Source organism: Rhizobium sp. L43, assembly GCF_002531725.1.
GTDB lineage: Bacteria > Pseudomonadota > Alphaproteobacteria > Rhizobiales > Rhizobiaceae > Rhizobium.
In genome coordinates, this window is sequence record NZ_NWSQ01000008.1 from 1 (window position 1) to 19,557 (window position 19,557).

The 19,557-nt window shown below is 59.2% G+C and carries 16 protein-coding genes; 3 read left to right on the plus strand and 13 right to left on the minus strand.

Features of this window, described 5'->3' with window-relative positions; translation table 11 throughout:
- The 5 genes from CO667_RS11975 to CO667_RS11995 all read right to left on the minus strand — a co-directional run.
- Window positions 1–539: ThuA domain-containing protein (locus tag CO667_RS11975; protein ID WP_097618576.1), on the minus strand; the 539-nt coding region annotated here is incomplete at its 3' end.
- Between the two features lie 61 nt (window positions 540–600).
- The gene (locus tag CO667_RS11980) at window positions 601–1,626 is read right to left on the minus strand and encodes an ATP-binding cassette domain-containing protein (RefSeq protein ID WP_097618577.1); all 1,026 of its coding nucleotides are present in this window, start codon (window positions 1,624–1,626) and stop codon (window positions 601–603) included.
- Between the two features lie 11 nt (window positions 1,627–1,637).
- Window positions 1,638–2,468, minus strand: a complete 831-nt coding sequence (locus CO667_RS11985; RefSeq protein ID WP_003550173.1) for a carbohydrate ABC transporter permease — start codon at window positions 2,466–2,468, stop codon at window positions 1,638–1,640.
- Complete coding sequence (locus CO667_RS11990) at window positions 2,468–3,454, minus strand: sugar ABC transporter permease (RefSeq protein ID WP_097618578.1); 987 nt, start codon at window positions 3,452–3,454, stop codon at window positions 2,468–2,470. The genes CO667_RS11985 and CO667_RS11990 overlap by 1 nt, the downstream gene beginning before the upstream one ends.
- Window positions 3,455–3,522: 68 nt before the next feature.
- The gene (locus CO667_RS11995) at window positions 3,523–4,785 is read right to left on the minus strand and encodes an ABC transporter substrate-binding protein (protein WP_097618579.1); all 1,263 of its coding nucleotides are present in this window, start codon (window positions 4,783–4,785) and stop codon (window positions 3,523–3,525) included.
- Window positions 4,786–5,054: 269 nt separating this feature from the next.
- Here CO667_RS11995 and CO667_RS12000 point away from each other — a divergent pair, with 269 nt between their 5' ends.
- A complete protein-coding gene (locus CO667_RS12000; protein WP_097618580.1) occupies window positions 5,055–6,065 on the plus strand; it encodes a substrate-binding domain-containing protein in 1,011 nt (336 codons plus the stop codon).
- Window positions 6,066–6,216: 151 nt separating this feature from the next.
- Here the strand turns inward: CO667_RS12000 and CO667_RS12005 are convergent, their stop codons facing one another.
- From CO667_RS12005 to CO667_RS12035, 7 genes are all read right to left on the minus strand, one after another.
- Complete coding sequence (locus tag CO667_RS12005) at window positions 6,217–7,170, minus strand: sugar kinase (RefSeq protein ID WP_097618581.1); 954 nt, start codon at window positions 7,168–7,170, stop codon at window positions 6,217–6,219.
- An 18-nt stretch (window positions 7,171–7,188) separates the two neighbouring features.
- Window positions 7,189–8,004, minus strand: a complete 816-nt coding sequence (locus CO667_RS12010; protein ID WP_097618582.1) for a carbohydrate ABC transporter permease — start codon at window positions 8,002–8,004, stop codon at window positions 7,189–7,191.
- Window positions 8,004–8,942 carry a sugar ABC transporter permease gene (locus tag CO667_RS12015; RefSeq protein WP_097618583.1) on the minus strand — a complete coding sequence of 313 codons (939 nt, stop codon included), beginning with the start codon at window positions 8,940–8,942 and terminating at the stop codon, window positions 8,004–8,006. Before CO667_RS12015 ends, CO667_RS12010 begins: the two co-directional genes overlap by 1 nt.
- The gene (locus tag CO667_RS12020) at window positions 8,942–10,270 is read right to left on the minus strand and encodes a sugar ABC transporter substrate-binding protein (protein ID WP_097618584.1); all 1,329 of its coding nucleotides are present in this window, start codon (window positions 10,268–10,270) and stop codon (window positions 8,942–8,944) included. The genes CO667_RS12015 and CO667_RS12020 overlap by 1 nt, the downstream gene beginning before the upstream one ends.
- A 55-nt stretch (window positions 10,271–10,325) precedes the next feature.
- Window positions 10,326–11,003, minus strand: coding sequence for a GntR family transcriptional regulator (locus CO667_RS12025; RefSeq protein WP_179874123.1), 678 nt, complete (start codon window positions 11,001–11,003; stop codon window positions 10,326–10,328).
- Window positions 11,004–11,010: 7 nt separating this feature from the next.
- The gene (locus tag CO667_RS12030; RefSeq protein ID WP_097618586.1) at window positions 11,011–11,895 is read right to left on the minus strand and encodes a dihydrodipicolinate synthase family protein; all 885 of its coding nucleotides are present in this window, start codon (window positions 11,893–11,895) and stop codon (window positions 11,011–11,013) included.
- Between the two features lie 91 nt (window positions 11,896–11,986).
- The gene (locus tag CO667_RS12035; RefSeq protein WP_097618587.1) at window positions 11,987–14,284 is read right to left on the minus strand and encodes a PBP1A family penicillin-binding protein; all 2,298 of its coding nucleotides are present in this window, start codon (window positions 14,282–14,284) and stop codon (window positions 11,987–11,989) included.
- A 330-nt stretch (window positions 14,285–14,614) separates the two neighbouring features.
- Between CO667_RS12035 and CO667_RS12040 the strand changes: the two genes are divergently transcribed.
- Window positions 14,615–15,847, plus strand: coding sequence for an HlyD family efflux transporter periplasmic adaptor subunit (locus CO667_RS12040; RefSeq protein WP_097618588.1), 1,233 nt, complete (start codon window positions 14,615–14,617; stop codon window positions 15,845–15,847).
- Window positions 15,829–17,823 carry a glycosyltransferase gene (locus CO667_RS12045; RefSeq protein ID WP_097618589.1) on the plus strand — a complete coding sequence of 665 codons (1,995 nt, stop codon included), beginning with the start codon at window positions 15,829–15,831 and terminating at the stop codon, window positions 17,821–17,823. Before CO667_RS12040 ends, CO667_RS12045 begins: the two co-directional genes overlap by 19 nt.
- Before the next feature lie 285 nt (window positions 17,824–18,108).
- Here CO667_RS12045 and repC read toward each other — a convergent pair whose 3' ends face one another.
- Window positions 18,109–19,413, minus strand: coding sequence for a plasmid replication protein RepC (gene repC, locus CO667_RS12050; protein ID WP_097618590.1), 1,305 nt, complete (start codon window positions 19,411–19,413; stop codon window positions 18,109–18,111).
- Between the last annotated feature and the right edge of the window lie 144 nt (window positions 19,414–19,557).

The following is a 19,557-nucleotide window of genomic DNA, read 5'->3' on the forward strand; positions in this document are numbered from 1 at the left end:
GAGCGGAACACTTCGCCGCCCTGGAACCAGGAGATGAACACCGTTTCGAGCGGCTCCGGCACCGAGAACTGCTCACCGTACATTTCTTCGTTCTCAAGCTCGAAATGCTCGCCGATGCCGGCGGCGATCGGATGGCGCTGATTGATCGTCCACAGACGCTCGCGCTCGCCCGCCTCGCGCCATTTCAGCGCGCAGGGCGTACCCATCAGCCGCTTGAAGATCTTGGAGAAATGGCCGGAATGCAGCACGAGCAGGCCCATGCCCTCCCAGACGCGCTTGGCAACACGCTCGACGACGACGTCGGAGACCGCGCCGTGGTCCTTGTGGCCCCACCAGGTCAAGACGTCGGTTTCGGCAAGGCGGGCTTCGCTGAGGCCGTGTTCCGGCTCCTGCAGCGTCGCCGTCGTCGCCGAGATAGCGGGATCTGTATTCAGCGCGTTGGCGATCGTCGCATGCATGCCTTCGGGATAGATCGCCCGGACGATTTCATTGGTATTCTCGTGGATGTTTTCACCCCAGACGATGGTGCGGATAGTCACGTCGTTCACTCCTGGTAGTTGAATGGATCGGGTCTTGTTGGGAACACCGACCCTCGGAAGATCAGGCGGCCTGCATTATTACCCGCTCCAGAGCCCGGCCAGACCGGTCGAAACGGTGGACATGACCGGCAAGCGGCGCAAGGCCCAGCACCTGACCCGGCTCATGACGAGAGACGCCCGCCTCCCGCACGATGAGCGGCTCATCCGCCCCGATATCCACATAGACGAAGCTATCCGAGCCGAGGATTTCCGAATGGATGACCGTGCCGGTCCAAACCGGCGGCTCGACCGTGATGCGAACATGCTCCGCGCGCACACCGATCGTATGGCTGTCATAGGGTTGTGCCAGACCGCCCGACAAGAAGTTCATTTTTGGCGAACCGATGAAGCCGGCGACGAAGACCGAATTCGGGCTTTCGTAAAGTTCGAGCGGCGTGCCGATCTGCTCGACGACGCCATCCCTCAACACGCAGATCCGATCCGCCAGCGTCATGGCCTCGACCTGATCATGCGTCACATAAATCATCGTGGTGCCGTGCATGCTGCGATGAAGCTTTGCGATTTCCAGCCTCGTCGCGACGCGAAGCGCCGCATCGAGGTTGGACAGCGGCTCGTCGAACAGAAAGACCTTGGGATCGCGTACGATCGCCCGGCCGATTGCGACGCGCTGACGCTGTCCGCCGGAAAGCTGTCGAGGCAGGCGATCCAAGTAGGGTGAGAGCTGCAGCATGCCGGCGGCATGTTCAACGCGCCGGCGGCATTCCTCTCTGGTGCTCCCGGAAAGTTTCATGCCGAAAGCCATGTTGTCGAAGACCGTCATATGCGGGTAGAGCGCGTAGGACTGGAACACCATGGCGATCCCTCTCTTGGACGGCGCGTACCGGTTCACGGTCTGGCTGTCGAAGGAGAGGGTTCCCGAGGTGATGTCCTCGAGACCGGAGATGAGCCGCAGCAGCGTAGACTTGCCGCATCCCGACGGCCCCACGAACACCATGAACTCGCCCCTGCGGATGTCCATCGTTACGCCCTTGATCACCTCGAAAGCGCCGAAGCTCTTGCGGATATTCTCCAGTCGGATTTCTGCCATGTCCTACTCCCTCAACCCTTGACGCCGCCGGCGGTCAGCCCAGAAATGATCCGGCGCTGGAATATCAAAACAAGCACGACAACCGGCACGGTGACGATCACCGAAGCCGCCATGATGTTGCCCCAGGGGATCTCGAATTCGCTGTTGCCCGAAAGCAGGGCGATCGCAACCGGGACGGTTCGCTGCGTATCCGACGATGTAAACGTCAGCGCAAAAAGAAACTCGTTCCAGGCGGTGATGAAGGCGAGCAGTCCGGTCGTCACCAGCGCCGGCCACATCAACGGCATGAACACCTGGGTGATGATGACCCATGGTGAGGCGCCATCGACGATTGCCGCCTCCTCGATCTCGATCGGCAATTCGCGCATGAAGGTCGTCAGCACCCAGACGGTGAAGGGGAGCGTGAAGATCATGTAGGAAAAAATCAGCGCGAAAGGCGTGTTGAAGATGCCGATCCAGCGGATGAGTTCGAAGAGGCCGGCAAGAACGGCAATTTGCGGAAACATCGACACCGAGAGGATGGTCAACATCAACAGTGCCCGGCCGCGGAAGTGCACCCGGGCCAAAGCGAAGGAAGCGGTGATCGAAAGGAGCAGCGATGCTGAAACCACGACACAGGCGATCATCGCGGAATTCGCCAGACTGCGGACGAAACCGCCCTGGCCCATCACGGAAGTGTAGTTGCCGAAGGAAATCGAGGTCGGCCAATAATCGACTTTGAAAAGGGCCGTGCCGGTCTTCAGGCTCGTGAGGATTGCATAGTAGAACGGAAATACCGCAATGATGACGATGATTGTGACGAGCAGGTAGAAGAGCGTATTCTTGGCGATCGAAAGCAGCATCAACGTTCCTCCCCGCCGAGCCTGACGCGACCGAGCCAGATATAAAGGACGGTGACGGAGGCAATGATGAGGAAAAGCACCGTCGACGCGGTGGCGCCGTAGGCGAACTTGTCGAAGTCGAACAGGTTCTCGCGCGCCATGACCGACATGGTCTTCGTCTGCGCATTGTTGGGCGTCAGAACATAGATCAGGTCGAAGATGCGCATCGCATCCAGCATCCGGAAGATCACGGCAACCATGATAGCCGGTCGGATCAGCGGCAGCGTCAGACGCCAGAAAACCTTGACCGGATTGACGCCGTCGATCTTGGCAGCCTCATAGATGTCTCCCGGAACCATCTGTAGTCCCGCAAGAATCAGAAGCGCCATGAAGGGCGTCGTCTTCCAGACATCGACGATCAGCACTGCAATCATCGCCGTTTCCAGATTGGCGGTCCAGGCAATCTTCTCGCTGATAAGACCAAAGCCGAGCAGAATATCGTTCAGAATGCCGAACTGATCATTGAGCATCCAGGCCCACATCTTTGCTGAGACGATGGTTGGGATCGCCCAAGGAATGAGGATTGCGGCCCGTACGATCCCACGCCCGACGAACCGTGCGTTCAGCACCAAGGCGACGATCAGCCCGAGCACGGTCTCGATCACCACCGAAAGGACGGTAAACTTTGCAGTGTTCCAGACGGCATTCCACCAGACCGGATCGGCAAGCAGCCCTCGATAGACGGTCCTTCCGCTCTTCAGTGTCACCCACGACAAATAATTGTCAAAGCCGACGAACCGCGCATTGCCAAGGTCGTTCAGCGACGCATTCGTAAAACTGAAATAGATCGTTCTGAACAGCGGCCAGCCAGCGACGATTGCCAGGATCAACAGCGTCGGCGCCAGAAACATCCATGCCGATCGAATGCGCTCGGACCGCAGTTCCGTGGAGGCTCTGAAATGGGAAACCCTGGGCTTGACTGCTTGTGGAATTACGATTTCGCTCATGAAACGTCTATCCCTCGTTAGCTCGTCCGAAGACCGGACCGGCGGCCTGACAGCCGCCGGTCGGATACTCACCAAGCGTCGCCTTTGAGGGTCGTCAGGTCGGCTTCGAGAAGCTCGAGGTTCTCGGCAGCTGAGCCGCTGCCGGACAAGGTATTGTGCACTGCCGTCCAGAACTTCGAGGACACCTCATTGTACTTTACCTTGGCCGTCGCCGAAGGGCGTGGCACCGCGTCCTGAAAAATGGGTTTCCAGTTCGGCATGAAGGGCTGCGCGGCGGCAACATCCTTGTCGTCATAAAGGTCGGTCAGTGTCGGCAGATTGGACAGTTCGATGGCGCGAGCCTTTTGAACGTCTTTCGACGCCAGGAATTTTACGAGCGCGATGGCTGCATCCTGTTTTTCGGAATATTTCGACACTGCCAGGTTCCAGCCGCCAAGTGTCGAAGACGGCTTATCGCCGACGGCCGCAACCGGCAGCGTCATCACGTCGAACTTGCCTTTCACGGCGCTGTCGGCACCGTTGCCGAGGGAATAGGCATAGGGCCAGTTGCGCATGAAGACGGCGTTTCCGGTTTGCCAGACGCCGCGCGATTCTTCTTCCTGATAGGCGAGCACGCCGGGCGGCGAGATCGTGCCGATCCAGCCCTTGGCCCGTTCAAGCGCTGCTGCCGCCTTCTCGTTATTGATCGAGATCGTCCCGTCCGGCTCGACGATCTGGCCGCCGCCCGACGACTTCACCCATTCCAGTCCATTGCAGGTAAGCCCTTCATAGGAATTGCCTTGGAAGACGTAGCCCCAGAGGTCCTTCTGTCCGGCCTGGCGTTCCTTATCCTGAATCTCCTTGGCGGTTGCGGCCATCTCGTCCCAGGTCTTCGGCGGCTGCTTGCCGTATTTCTCAAGCAGGTCCTTTCGGTAAAACAGCGCCGGAGCATCGGTAAACAACGGCAGCGCCACGAGCCGGCCATTGACCGTCTGCGAGGCAACGATCGACGGGAAGAACTGGCCGACCACGTCTTTGGTGGCTTCCTTGAGATCAATGAACTGGTCGGCAAGCTGCGGCGCCCAGATGACGTCGGTCTGATAGACGTCGATGTCCTTGTTTCCTGCCGCAAGCCACAAGCGATATTGCGAGAACTGCTCGCTGCTCGATGACGGCATGGTGACGAGCTTGACCTGATTGCCGGTGTCTTTCTCAAAAATCGCAAGCTGCTTGCGAAGAAATTCGACGTTTTTCCCCGTGGTGTTCGCGGCAAACGAAATTTCGGCCGCATGGATTGGGCCGGCAGCGATGGCGAGGCCAAGCACGGACAAGGCCAGAGCAAACTTTTTCATAATCTCCTCCCAGAAATTGAAATCGATTTGGCGAACGGAACATCGCAGAAGGTTTCAGCGGCGTCAAGCCACCAAGGACAGCATCTATTAGTTGTATTTCAGTGGAAAAGTAGCTACGTTACCAAGTTAAGGCCGCATTTTCCGGTCTTCACAGGCAGGCATTCAGAGCAATAAATTGAAATCGCTTTCAATTTTGATCGAATTGACACTTGTCCGTTGCGCATCGCCAACGCTTCGTCCATTGATTGCCGGGACAAAGAAGACATCCGATGAAACTTCGTGAATTTGCAAAGCAGCTTGGGCTCTCTCCGACGACAGTCAGCCGTGCGCTCAGTGGCTATCCCGAGGTGAGCGAAGCCACGCGCGCCCGGGTTGCGAGCGAAGCAATGCGGCTTGGCTATCGCCCCGATATCAATGCCGTGCGGCTAAAGACCGGGCGAGCTGGAGCGATAGGCGTGATGATGGGGCGCTCAGGAGAAATCCATTTCGCTGAATTCATGGCGGGGATGGCGCAGCGCCTGGAAACGGCCGATACGGACATTCTCATCACGCCCATTACCGCGCACAATGACGACGATGAGATACAGGCCTACCGACGCCTGGTCGAAAGCCGCCGGGTGGATGCAGTGATCATCCATTCGCCTCGCCCCAGGGACCCGCGCATCGAGATGCTGAACAGCTTGGGCCTGCCTTTCCTGGTACACGGCCGCTCGGAGACGGAGCACGTTCACGCGTGGCTCGATATCGACAATGAAAATGCCGTGCGCAGATCCACCGAACACCTGCTCGATCTCGGGCACCGGCGCATTGGCATGATCAACGGACTGCGGGGCAAGACCTACTCCATCCATCGCGAACAGGGTTTTCGGATAGCCCATCAGGAGCGCGGGCTGGCGGCGGATCCCAACCTGATGGTCTGCGATAAATTCTCCGACGAGAGCGGCTTTCGCCATGCCCGCTCATTTCTGGAGAGCGCCAATGCCCCGACCGCCATCGTTGCCGGTTCCACCATGACAGCGCTTGGTGTCTACCGTGCCGTCCGTTCGCTTGGAATGACGGTGGGCCAAGATGTTTCCGTGATCGCCCATGACGACGTCTTCCCCTATCTGACGGCTGAGAATATGGTTCCGTCGCTCTCGAGCACGCGATCCTCCATGCGTGCTGCGGGCGCACGTTGCGCCGAGCTAACACTGCAACTGATCGCTGGGCGCGCCGCAGACGATATCCACGAATTGTGGCCGGTCGAGCTGATCCTGCGGGAAAGTACTGCGCCGCGCTGACTGAGCAACCTGTCCGCGTGGCATCAAACTTGATTCATGCGACGCGCATCGGCGGACGTCGGCATCGTCCTCGACCACTTGGGAGTAAGCGGAGAGGAACTGGACTCATCGCCCGGCCGGATCGCTTCTCCGATCTGCCTGCCCCCGATTGTCACCCAACGTTCCATTTCCGCAGAGCATCGCAGACCTCGGCTCTGGCGGGGGCACCGATACGTCCACCGAACACCTGGCATTTGAGTGCTGCCGCCATGGATGACAGGCGCATCGTCTCTACGATCGGCAAACCTTCCGCGATAGCCAGCGCAAAAGCGCCATGGAAGATATCGCCTGCTGCGAGCGTATCGACGGTCCTCACCTTCGGAGCGGCAAGATGGAAGATCTCGCCGGTTGCGTCATCGAACCAGAAGCAGCCGTTTTCGCCTGCTGTAACGCTGATGAAGGCATGCTCGAAGTTTCGTTTCAGAAGGCCGACGGCTCTGACCGGCTCGGCCGTTCCGGTAAGGCGCTCGGCGGCCGGCTGTGAGAACACGATGTGGCTGGCGGCCGGTGCAAGCATCTCGATCACGCCCTCGCCCGCAACGTCGCCATCGAGAATGGCCGGTTTGCCCGCCTCTACAGCTGCCGACAGCGTCCGCAGCGCAAGCTTGGGCCACCGGACGTCGACCAGCACCGCATCGAAAGCAGAAAGCTCCTGCTTCGTGACCGGTTTGACCGTGTCGTGCAGGCCCGCATCGTAGAAGGGCACAATCAGGCGCTCGCCCTGATCATCGACAAGGATCGTCGAGACGGCCGAACGGGCGCCTGCCACACGCACCATACCGCTCGTATCTATGCCGCTCTCGCTGAGCTCGGCAATGATCCGGTCGCCGGTGGCATCATCGCCGACCGCACCCCAGAGGCTGGCATCGCCACCCAGCCGTGCGACGGCAAAGGCGGCGCTCGACGCCATGCCCTCGGCGACCTGCAGCATATCGTAGGGCAGAATTTTGCCCTGGCCGGTCGGTAACGAACGCACGCGAAACAGCGTGTCCAGAACCGCAGCGCCGACACACAAAACGCTGCGCGCCGGACCGGCGGGCGGGTCGAAAGCAGAAGAAACCCTCAAAACCGTCGTCTCACCCGCTTACTTGACGGCGCCGGCCGTCAGCCCGGCGACGATCTGCCGTTGCGCAAACACCGTCAATATCAGCACCGGCAAGGTGACGATCAAGGCGGCGGCGGCCAGCGGTCCCCAGCTGACCTGTTCGAACGACAGCATGTTGTAGACGGCGACCGGAAGCGTGCGCGTCTCGCGGCTGGCGAGCACAATGCCGAAGACGAAATTGTTCCAGGAGAAGATGACCGACAGGATGAAGGCGACGACGATGCCGGGCTTGGCGATCGGCAAGGCAACCAGGCGGAAAACCTGCCAAGGTGTGGCGCCGTCGATGCTTGCAGCCTCTTCCAGCTCCATCGGCGTCGTCTCGAAATAACCGATCATGATCCAGACGACGATCGGCACGGTGACCACGAGATGGATGATGATCTGCGGCAGGAGCGTACCGAGCAGGTTCAGCCACTGGAACAGCAGGAAGAGCGGGATCAGGAACGAAAGACCCGGCGTCATGCGCGCGATCATGATGACCATCGCCGATTTCTCCGCCTTCAGGCGGGCGATGCCATAACCGGCGGGCACGCCGATCAGGAGCGCCAGAAGCGTGGCCGCACCCGTCACCAGCACCGAATTCCAGAGATAGAGGAAGAAGTTGTTCTCCTCGAAGACCTTCAGATAGTTCGACCAGGCGAAACGCTCCGGGATGAAGATCGGCGGATAGGCGCCGTTGTCGATCTCATATTTCAGCGATAGCGAGATCATCCAGAGGAAGAACAGGACGACCGGCGAGATCATCACCACTGCAACGAACAGCAGCCCGATGCGATCGAGCGTTTTGCGCTTCATCAGCGTGCCTCCCCGTCGGACCAGTTCACGCGCTGCCGGACCATCATGAGGACAAAGGAGAGCAGGACGATGAGGATGAAGAAGACCACCGCCATGGCCGAGCCATAGCCGATATCGTAATAGGCGAAAGCGGTGTTGTAGAGATAGATGTTGATCGTTTCCGACGCCGTGCCGGGGCCGCCCTGGGTCATGGCATAGATGATGTCGAAGCTTTTCACCGCGTCGATGCTGCGGATGATCACGGCGATCATCAAGAACGGGGCGATCATCGGCAGCGTCAGATAGCGGAATTTCTGCCAGACATTGGCGCCGTCGATCTCGGCACTTTCATAAGGCTCGCGCGGCACCGCCGCCAAGCCGCCGAGCACGATCAGCATGACGAGCGGCGTCCATTGCCAGCTTTCGACCAGAACCAGCGAGGGGATGACGCTGCTCTGATTGTAGATCCATTCCTGCGGGCCGATGCCGACGAAGGAGAGGAGATAGTTGAGCACGCCGAGCTGCGGATGGTACATCATCGTCCAGACGAGCGCGATGGCGACCGGGGTCGCCATCATCGGCATCACGAATATGCCTCGAATGAGACCGCGCAGCGGGAATTGAGCATCGAAGATCAGCGCGGCGAGCGTCCCCAGGAAAAGCGGAACCACCACGGAGAGCGTCGTATAGAGCACCGTATGCCAGAGCGACTCCCAGAAGCGCATGTCGACGGCGAGGCGCAGGTAATTGTCCAGCCCCGCAAACACCTGCGATTGGCCGAGCGTCCAGCTGTTGACGCTCATCCATATCGTAAACACCCATGGAAAGACGATCACGGCTGAGATGACGATGAGCGCCGGGATGACGAAGGGCCAGTAGTTGGGAGCAAACCGATCTGGTTTGCTCCCTCCTTTCGACGCCTTGGCCGCTGTTGATGTTTCGATGCTTGCCGAGGCCATTATCCCTCGCTTTTCGCCAGGACGGGTTCGAATTGCGCCGTCGCGGCCTTGAGCTCGGTTTCAGGATCGGCGCCGCCGATCATGTTGGTGAGACCGACGCCATAGATGTCGCGGAACTCGGTGACCGGAATGATGACCGGCAGCGCGAGCTGCGAGATCTTGCCGGAACCGACGACCGCATCCAGCCATGCGGCCGGCATCTTGACGCCTTCCCGGACCTTCGCATCCTCGAGCACGGACTGGCGGAAAGGAACGCCGGCGCCGGCTTGCAGCAGGCGTGCGCCCATCTCATGCGAAATCGCCCATTGGCAGAAGAGGTAGGCGGCTTCCTTTTTCTGGCTTGCCGCGACGACGCCAAGACCGTCGCCGAAGGTGCCGGCGGCCTGTGCCTTCGGGCCTTTCGGCATGATGCCGTAACCAACCTGGCCGACGACGCGCGATTTTTCCGGATTCTCGATCGGCGGCGCAAAGCCGACGCCATCCAGCCACATGCCGATCTTGCCCTGCAGGAAGGCCGACTGTGCCTCGGCCCAGTTGAAGCCGGAGACGCCGGGAGGGGCGGTCTTGGTCATCAGTCTCTGGTAAAGCTTGGCCGCATCGATCGCTTCCGGCGATGTCGTGCGCAGCTTGCCATCAGGGCCGAGCGGGCTCGAACCATAGCCGAGCAGCAGCGACGTCCAGACCGGCGTATTGGCGTTCTTCAGGCCGCGGGCAACGAAACCGTAGGTATTGGTGGAGGGATCGGTCAGTGCTTCCGCAGCACTTGCCAGCTCTTCGAAGCTCGAGGGATAGGCAAGCCCCTTCTTTTCGAACAGCGTCTTGTTCCAGTAGATGATCCAGTAATCGACCGAAAAGGGAAGAGAACGCAGAACGCCGCCGGCGTCCTTGGCGAAGGCGAGGCCTGCTTCGGCGAAATCGCCCTCCGTCAGCGATGGGTCGGTCAGCGAGGGGTCCTTAAGGAAGCCGCTGATATCGGCAAGCCAGCCGCCCTTTTCGAACTGCCGCTTCTGCACATGATAGCTCATGTGCACAACGTCGAAGCTCGGTTTGCCGGAGCTGAGTTCGATCGTCGTCTTCTGGCGCTGCTGCTGTTCGGGCGTCGCTTCGGCATTGACCTTGATGCCGGTGAGCGCCTCGAATTCGGACAGGTACTTCAGAAGTATTTCGCTGCGCGGGCTCTTGACCAGGTTGACTTCGAGCGTGCTGCCGGCGAAGCGCTTCCAGTCGACCGCGGCAAATGCCGAGCGCATGCCGAGCATGCTGCCGGCCCCGAGCGCGGCCGTCCCCGCCAGAAAGCCTCTCCGCGTCGGATTCAAAATAGATGGCATGTGATTCCTCCTCCTATTGCCGGCGGTCTCCTCACCTCCGGCTGATTATTCCCGATTATATCCTCAGCGCACGATCCCTTGCACCGTTGATGTGTGCGACAAGGCTGTTGACGGCGTCTTCCGCCGATCGTCGTTCGATCGCCTCGAGCACTTTCAGGTGCTCGTCCATGACGGGCCCGACGTGACCCTCGATGCGGAACCGATCCTGACTGATCAGGCGCATCTTGATTGAGTTGACGCGGTAGGCGTTCGAAATGATGGTATTGCCAAGCGCATCGATAAAGGCGTCATGCATGCCCCAGTCGACGGCCTGCGCGTGCACTTCCAATTCGTGCGATGCATCGCCGCTCCGGATCGCATCGGCTATATCGCGATGCTGCTTCAAAAGCCCGGCGATCGTCTCGTCCGACGCAGACCGGGTGAAGAGCGCCACAGCCTCCTTCTCCAGGAAGACGCGCAACTGGAACGCCTCACGAATAAGGTTGAGATCGATATGGGCGATCTGCAAACCCCGCTGCGGCACGGTCTTGATCAGCCCTTCGGCTTCAAGCCTGGGGATGAGTTCGCGGATGGCGCCGAGCGTCAGTCCCGTCAGTTCCACCAGACGGCGCTGGGAAACGAACTGGCCGGGACGCACGTCACGCGCAAGAAGATGGCGCGTGAAGCTCGCATACGCCTTTTCCCGCAGTGTCGGCTGCTCGTCCGTTTCGTCCATCGCCTCTTCCCGAAACATGCCTGACCTATGCCGCTTTCGACTGGAAAAGACGATCGAAAGCAAGGGCCAGCTGCGCCTGCCCTTCGGCGGATATTGACGCGAGCGGCGGGCGCACCGCAAGCCAGATCTCTTCCGACGCCACGTGCGCCACCATGGCTTTCACGGCCGGGACAACAGGATATTTCAGCAGTTCGGCCACGAAACCCTCGATGCGGGGATCGTCCTTGCCTTCTTCGGCCATCAGCTTGACGTCGCGGGGGACAAAATTCGCCATGCCGGAGATCGCCCCCTGGCCGCCGAGCCGCACGCCCCTGGCGAGATGGCGTTCATCGCCCACCAGGATAATGAGATCGCTATGCGCCTTGAGCAGGCTTTCGGTATACGGCCAGTCGCCGGACGAATCCTTGACGCCTGTCACGATATTGGGGAAGGCCGTCCGCAGCCGGCCGATCAGCGAAACGCTCAGCGGCACCATGGTGAGCGAAGGAAGATTGTAGACGATGATATCACGCGCCTTGTCTCCCAACATGGCGAAGACGGCCGAAAACCACTGGAAGACACCGTCGTCGCTGACATTCTTGAAATAGGACGGCGGGGCAAGCAGGATATTGCGAACGCCCTGGGAAAGAGCATAATCCGCCTGAATCGCCGCATCCTCGGCGGCATCGACCAGCACACCGACGATGATGTTCTTTGCCGTGATCCCGGCATCGAGGAAGGCCGCGAAGACTCGGTCACGTTCCCGGCTTCCGATGGAGGAGCCTTCACCCGTCGTTCCGAACAGGGTTACGCTGGAACATCCGGCAGCAAGGCTTCGCCGGGCCTGCACGATCATCGCATCGATCGCAATATCACCGTTGCTGTCGAACGGCGTCGCAAGAGCGACTGACAGCCCGAATTTCTGGGTCAAATATACTTCCTCCCAATTGTTGGAATTAGATGTAGCAGACTGACATGTTAGCTGTAAAGAGATGATTGCAGACCACCTCGTCCGCCCCGAGTCACTTTTCGCAGAGCCGTCGGCCGCCGGAATAGGGCTGATAGGTACAATCGGACGGCCGGAAGGAGCGGTAACTGCGCGAGCAGGCGGTGATGTTACAGGACTGCGGAGCGCCTTGACCATCGCTTGCCGCTTCCGTCGATCGCACTCCATTCAACGTAGGTTCGGCCGTCGCCTGACGCATGAAATCCCGCCAAATATGCGCTGGCAGGGCGCCGCCCGTCACCCCCTTCATCGGCGCGTCGTCATCATTGCCAACCCAGACACCGACGACCAGCGATTCCGTGAAGCCGACGAACCAGGCATCACGATTGTTCTGGCTGGTGCCGGTCTTGCCGGCCGCGAACGTGCCGGGATCCGCTCCACGTCCAGTACCGCGCTCGACCACCAACTGCAGGAGGCCGAGGAGATCGGACTGATAGGGCGAAAGATCGACGTTCGGTTTTGATTGTGCGCCAACTCGAAACGTCTTGGGCTGCCCTGCCGCTTGAAAGTCGATGATGCCCCAGGGCTTGACAGGTGCCCTACCGAGTTGGACGGACGCATAGGCGCTGGTGAGATTAAGCAGATTTACCTCAGATGTGCCGAGCGCCAAAGACGGCGTGTCGGCCAGTGGCGCATCGATGCCGAGTTCGCGCGCTGCGGCAATCACATTGTCCAGACCGACTTCTTGGGCAAGCGCCACTGACGCGGCATTGAGCGATCGCGCAAACGCCTCGGCAAGCGTTACCCAACCGCGATAGTTGCCGCCGGAATTTTCCGGCGACCAGCCATCGATGTCAATTGGCGCGTCCAGAACCTGGTCAGACAAGGTGAACCCGGCCTTCAATGCTGCGTAATAGACGAATAGCTTGAAGGTGGAACCCGGCTGGCGCATCGCTGCGACGGCGCGGTTGAACTGGCTTGCCTTGTAGTCGCGCCCGCCAACCATCGCGACGACCGCGCCATCGGGCGTCATCGCAACCAACGCGGCCTGTGATGCTCCGACTGTCTTTCCTTCACCGTCCAAGGCTCCTTTCACGACCCTTTCGGCGATTTGCTGCAATTGCGGCACCATCGTGGTTCGCACCGTCGTCGACCCTGGCGAGGAGCCGGCGATTTCGCTCGCTTGCGGCGAAATCCAGTCAGCAAACCAGCTTCCCGAGCGCGGCGTCGGCGTCGTTGGATGCAGCTTGGCAAAGCTCGCCTTGGCCTCCGCCGCCTCTGGCCCGGTGATCTTTTTATTGGTCGCCATCGCGTCGAGAACGACTGTGGTGCGCTGCCGGGCGCCTTCGAAATTATCGATGGGATTCCATTGACTCGGCGCCCGCAGCAATCCCGCCAGCATCGCCGACTCGGGCAGGTTAAGGGCGCCGATATCCTTGTTGAAATAGATTCGCGCGGCGGCAGGCATGCCGGTAGCGCCCGCACCAAGATAGACGCTGTTGAGATAGCGCGTCAGGATTTCCCGTTTGCCGAGCTTCCACTCCAGCCAGACTGCGATCACAACCTCCTGGATCTTGCGCTTTATCGTTCGATCGCTGTCGAGGTATTGCAGCTTGATGAGTTGCTGGGTGATCGTGCTGCCCCCTTCCACCACCGAGCCAGCCTCCAAATTCCGGAGAAACGCCCTCCCGATCCCTCTTGGATCGACGCCGAAATGATCCATGAACCGGCGGTCCTCAATCGAAAGGACGGCATCGATCAGACGAGGCGGGAATTGGTCGTATTGCGCATATGGCCCTTGATAAGGTCCCTGCCTTACCAGCGGCGCACCGTCAGCGGTTTCCAGAACTACGATAGGCTTCAACGTTCCGTCGCGGATCTCGCTCCAGGGCACGTCTTTCAGTGCCCACACCAGCACGCTGCATATGAGGAGGCACACAAGCAAGGCCGACCCCATAGCGAATTTCCACCGGCTCGCCGGAATTGATCGGCGCCGGCGGCTTTCGCGCGGCTTGGTACGCCAATCGCGAATGCCGCGCCCGACTTTTACCAGAGCAGTCCTCATCCATTTGGTGAGGGCTGATGTGGTTTCCAGCCGCATCAACCTCCTTAGCTTCGTTCTCAAAAACGAAGCCGTCGTTTTGGTCTTTGCCAAAACAGAACTTGCCTGCAAATCGTGGCGCAGCGCACGTAATAGACTGCTCGCGGCCTGTCGAGTTTGAACGAAGGGTCCGTGGCGGAGTTGCGGGCTGTCGGCCTGAGTGGTTCCCGGCGAATCCGAGGCGGTCACTTGCGTTGCCGATTCTGCTGGCTGGTTGCGACCCGTACTCGAGTTGCCAACGCTTTCGCTTGAGGATTCGGGAGGATTAGGCATCGGTTACCGCCAAAAGGCCAACGTGGCTTGAACTTTATAGCCGGGCGATGCTGCGTGTTCTACCGCAAAAGGTTCCAATCGCTCCGAGGAGTTAGCAGCCTCCGCTGCAGCGCATACACTCTGTTGGCCGGAACAAACCCCCGATCGATCAGGCGCTGTAGACTTTCAATGCGGCGCTTCGTCCAGGGCTGACCTGTTTCTGCTGAACCCATACGACCATCACTTGTCTGCTAATTTTCAATGCGCTAAATTATGCAAGAATTAGTTGCACCCGTTGTGCCCGCTCGACAGGGACGGATGGCTGCGGAAGCGACACCTTCGGATGTCAACATGATCTGGAACCATCGCATCACACGCATCGTTGTCGGCCTGCTGCTGCTGGCAATCGTGACTGTCGTCTCATTGCCGACGATTACCGGCTTTACGAGCCTTGATGGCACGGTCAATGCGCGGTTTGCGGTCGTTAATGCCCCAATCGACGGCACGATTGCGGAAGAACCCCTCAAGGTCGGCAGCCCGGTCAAAGCGGGACAATCGCTGGCAGAAATCAGAAATACGCGCGTCAATCGCGCAATCCTCGCTTCGCTCGAGGCAGATCGCAACACGGCGCTCGACCGAGTGGCGGCACTTAAAAAGGAACGGGAGGAGCTTTCCGCGCTTCGCGAAGAATTATCTGCCAGATTGGAAGTCTACAAGCAGACCACCATTGCCAATCTCGAACGCGAAGTCGAAATCCTGCGGAAGAAAGTCGAGGTGTCGCAAGCGCAGGATCTGGTCGCGCAGGTCGACTTGAGCCGCCGGATGCAGCTCGAGTCAAAAGGCATTCTTACGCAAAAGCTGGTCGAGGCCGCGCGTGCCGCGGGCGCTGCGACCGGCGGTGAGGTCGAAATCAGCAATCTGACTGTCGATCAATTGCAACAAAGGCTCAATGCGGTCCGTCAGGGTATCTTTGTCTTCGGCGACGGACAGAATGACGTGCCTTATTCGCGACAGCGCGAGGATGAGGTCGTCGTTCGCATCAACGACTTGAACTCGCGCATAGCGGAAAATGGGACACGAGCCACCGAAGTTCAAAAGCAGCTGGTCAAAGAGGCAAACCGTGTCAGCAGCCTTGAATCCGCAACCGCGATAGCGCCGTTCGACGGCGTTGTTTGGACGAGGAGTATCGTCAGCGGTTCCAACGTCGTGCTGAACGACGAGCTGATGCGCCTTCTCGACTGTCGCGAGCTGTTTGTGGATATCCTTGTTCCCGAGGTCAATTATGACGAGATCTATCCGGGACTTGTCGCGCAGGTGCGCTTGTTCGGCCGCAGCGATGTCTTCAAGGGCACGGTTATCGCTGTCAGAGGCAGTTCAGCTTCGGTCGAGTCCGATTCCTTTGCCGCCAGTTTGCCGCCGTCGACCCAGCGCAATGCCCGCATTCGGGTTCGCCTTGAACCATCCTTCATGAATGACGACTTTGCGAACTCCTGCCAAGTGGGGCGCACAGTGCAGGTACGGTTTTCCAAGCACGGCATCGATGTGTCCAATTGGGTCAAAAGCCTGTGGTTCAGTATCTTGTAGCACTGGTGCCGACCTTTCTCGTTTTGGCCTTCTTTTTCCTAGGCCCGTTCAATTGGTCGCGCCGTCACACCTGGGCACGGGCGGTAACCTGCGCGTTTGTCGCAGCAGTCGCATTGCGATACATGTTTTGGCGCTTAACGGAGACAGTGCTTCCCTATCCCAACGACGGTGCGAGTTTCTATTGGGTCTGGATCCTCTTCGTCGTCGAGATTCTGGCCTGCGTCGAAGTCATCCTTTTTTTGGTATTGATGAGCCGCTACGTCGACCGGAGCGCAGAAGCGGACAGGCTGGCTCGCGTTTTCTTTGCGCGAGAACAGCGTGACCTTCCGACTGTCGATGTTTTCATTCCCACCTATAATGAGCCGCTCGACGTGCTCGAGCGAACCATCATCGGCGCCCTCTCGCTGGATTATCCTTCCGACAAATTGAATGTGTATGTGCTTGACGATCAACGCCGAGACTGGCTGAAGGCCTATTGCGAAGAGAAAAACGCCATCCACGTGACGCGCGGCGACAACAAGCACGCCAAAGCGGGCAATATGAACAATGGGCTGAAGGTCAGCTCGGGCGAGTTTATTGCGGTCTTCGACGCCGATTTTGTTCCCTATCGACATTTTCTTCGCCGAACGCTGCCCTTCTTTAGCGACGAAAGCATCGGCATCGTCCAGACACCTCAACATTTCTTCAATGTCGATCCGGTGCAATCAAATCTGGGCCTGGAGAATATCTGGCCGGACGAGCAGCGCTTGTTCTTCGACGAGATCGCGCCCAGCCGAGACGCCTGGGACGTCAGTTTCTGCTGCGGGTCATGCTCGATTGCCCGGCGCAAGGCCATTGACGAAATAGGCGGGTTTCCGACAGAGTCGATCACAGAAGACCTGCTGACAACTCTTTCGATGCTCAACAAAGGCTACAAGACCCGCTACTTGAACGAGCGGCTATCGATGGGACTGGCCGCCGAAAACCTGACCGGTTATTTTGTCCAGCGCGAACGGTGGTGTCAGGGAGGTATTCAAACCCTTTACCTGTATAACGGCCCGCTGCGCGGCCCCGGATTGACGCTGTTTCAACGGATCATGTTCCTGCCAGCGTCCTGGCTCGTGCAGTATCTGGTCCGCTTCATGATATTGCTCGTCCCCATCGTCTATCTCTGGCTCGGCCTGATCCCGCTTTACTTCACTGATGTAGCCGATTATGTGGCTCATCAGGTGCCGCTGCTGGCGGCGTATTTTCTGCTTATGCTGTGGATCACCCCGACGCGCTATCTGCCTGTGATATCAAGCGCCGTCGGGACCTTTGCGACATTTCGCATGTTGCCTACCGTGGTCTCCAGCCTGGTGCGACCATTTGGCAAGCCGTTCAGGGTGACGCCAAAGGGCAGTGGAAACGAGTCGAACCAGTTCGACCGCTACAGCTTCGCCTGGATCGCAGGCATGATCGTGATCACCGTCCTTGGTCTGCTGGTCAACCTCGTACCGGAAACGTCGCATGTACAAGGCCAGTTTTCGCCGGTCGCGGCCTGGTGGTCAGGTATCAATATCGTCGTCCTGCTTATCGCGTCACTCATCTGCTTTGAGAAACCCCGGCGCCTGTTTCATGCGTTCAAGCTAGATGAACCCACTGTAGTTGACGATGTCCCTGGCCAAATCGTAAGTTTGGCACTGGACAAGGCGGTCGTCGCGGTCCCCACCATGTCCCTATTTCAATCCAAATCCGTCGTGCTTAAACTGCCCGGCTTTGCTCCGTTCAAATCAGAGCTCAGACAGGTCACCCAACGACGCAGGAGCATAAGTCGCGGCGGTGACAAGCAATCTTACTACCTTCACCTGCATTTCGAACTCAGTGGCTCTGCTCGCGACAGCATGATTGTGAAACTCTACACTGGTCAATATTCGCAGGACATTCGCGACATCGATAAAGTCGCGGTCTCTCTTAATCTTCTTCTGCGTTCGTTCGGGCGAACGCGCACGTTGTAGTCGACAGTCAAAGCGCGGATCGTCCGGCCGGCGTCCTTTCGAGTGTCGCCGCAGCAGAGCCGGGTCCTTCCATCGAAGGGAGTGCCAACCAAACCCGCCCTTACCGGCGGGTTTTTCTTTGCCCTGTTGCCGCTTAATTCAAAAGGAGGGCCATCGATATAAGTGCGAAAACCATGTTTTCGGTACGGACAGCTAAAGCGGAATGAGTAAAATCAATGAGAAACATGAGGCTCCGGGACATTGTCAGCGTTCCGGATCATTGTCGTAGTCGCAGCTTCCTTACGATCAACCGGCATGCCTTGCTGTCGGTCCGTTTGCCCGCACGAGCGCCATCAGCATCGGGCCGATCGCAAACTCGCCCCTTTCGGTCCTTCGGGTCAGATCTCTGAGATAGCCGCCTGGCGAATTGATATGCCCGCCCCTTTCCAGGATGCAGCCGATCACCGTCGCGGCGTTTTCCGGCCCCATGCCCGAGCAGGCTTCCTCATAGGCCGAGGGACTGACGCCGAGCATCGAGCGCACGATCACGGCAGCCGACATCAGATCTCGCCAGTTGCCGATCATTCCACCCGGGCCGTAGTCGAGAATTTGAGGGCAGGCCTGGAGGACGAGGCCGAGCGGGAAGGATTTCAGGCTATTCCCGGCCCCTGGATCGGCCGCGCCCCCCGCCTTGTTGCTCATCCTGCCGGAAGGCTTCGGCTGTTTCAATCTTCGCTCGTCCAGCGCCCCGGCGTTCGGCTCAATATCGACCGCTGCCCTTTCGCCCTGCTTCGGTTCGAAGCTTGGTTCAAGTTCATAAGTGGAGTCGGGGTTTGAATTCTGTTTGTGACGCTCAATCTGAGACTCATTGGCGTCTATTTTTTGTGATTTTACCCGACTTTCCAATACGTTGACGATCTCATCGCGCAGCCGTCCCATCTCGTCGAGCAGCGGCGTCAGCGCTTCGGTGCTCGCAACGCGCGGAATCCGGGCAACGAGCGTTCGAAACATCGCCGAAATGGCTTCCCAATCCCCCGACACCTCCTCTTCGAGGGCTGCCGCGATCAGCTTGGATATATCGCGCCGGCACACCGTCAGGCGTTCCCTGGTCATCCTGAGCAATTCCCGGTCGGCAACTGCCTGGGCGGCCAGGCTTTCAATTTCAACCGCGCGCGCCAGCAGCGGCGCAATACTGAAGCCGAAGGCCTCGCCGATGGCCCCTGCCCTGTCGCGGCGGGCATAGCGCTTGCCATTCGGGCTGTCCCTGCGCAGGATCAGGCCGGCTTCGACCAGCACGGCGAGATGCCGCCGGAGGGTGGCCGGCGTCATGCCGCGGGCGCGAAGCGAAAGCTGCGCGTTCGACGGGAAGACGATGAGGCCATTCTCTTCGGAAATCTCGTCATCGGGGTAGAAGGTCAGTAGCGCGTCGAGCACCGTCAGCGCCCGATCGGTCACGCCGAGCGCCGGCCGCGCTTCGCAGATCGCCCTGAACAGTTTCCACTTGCTGCGCTTCATTCCCGGCTCGATCGTCTCGGCCAGTTGCTGGCTTGCCAGCATGCCAAGTGACATCGGCCGCCGCCCAAAGGGCGTCGTCACATATCCACTCTCCATTTGCCTTCACCTTCGTTCAGGCAAAAGAAAACCATCCACCAATTTGGTGCCGAAGACGCTTGACTGTGATTCGTGGAAATGCGATTCTCGATGTGCTTAAGATCTGAGAAGGGCTTCCACGACGGCGTCGTTGGGGGCCTTTTT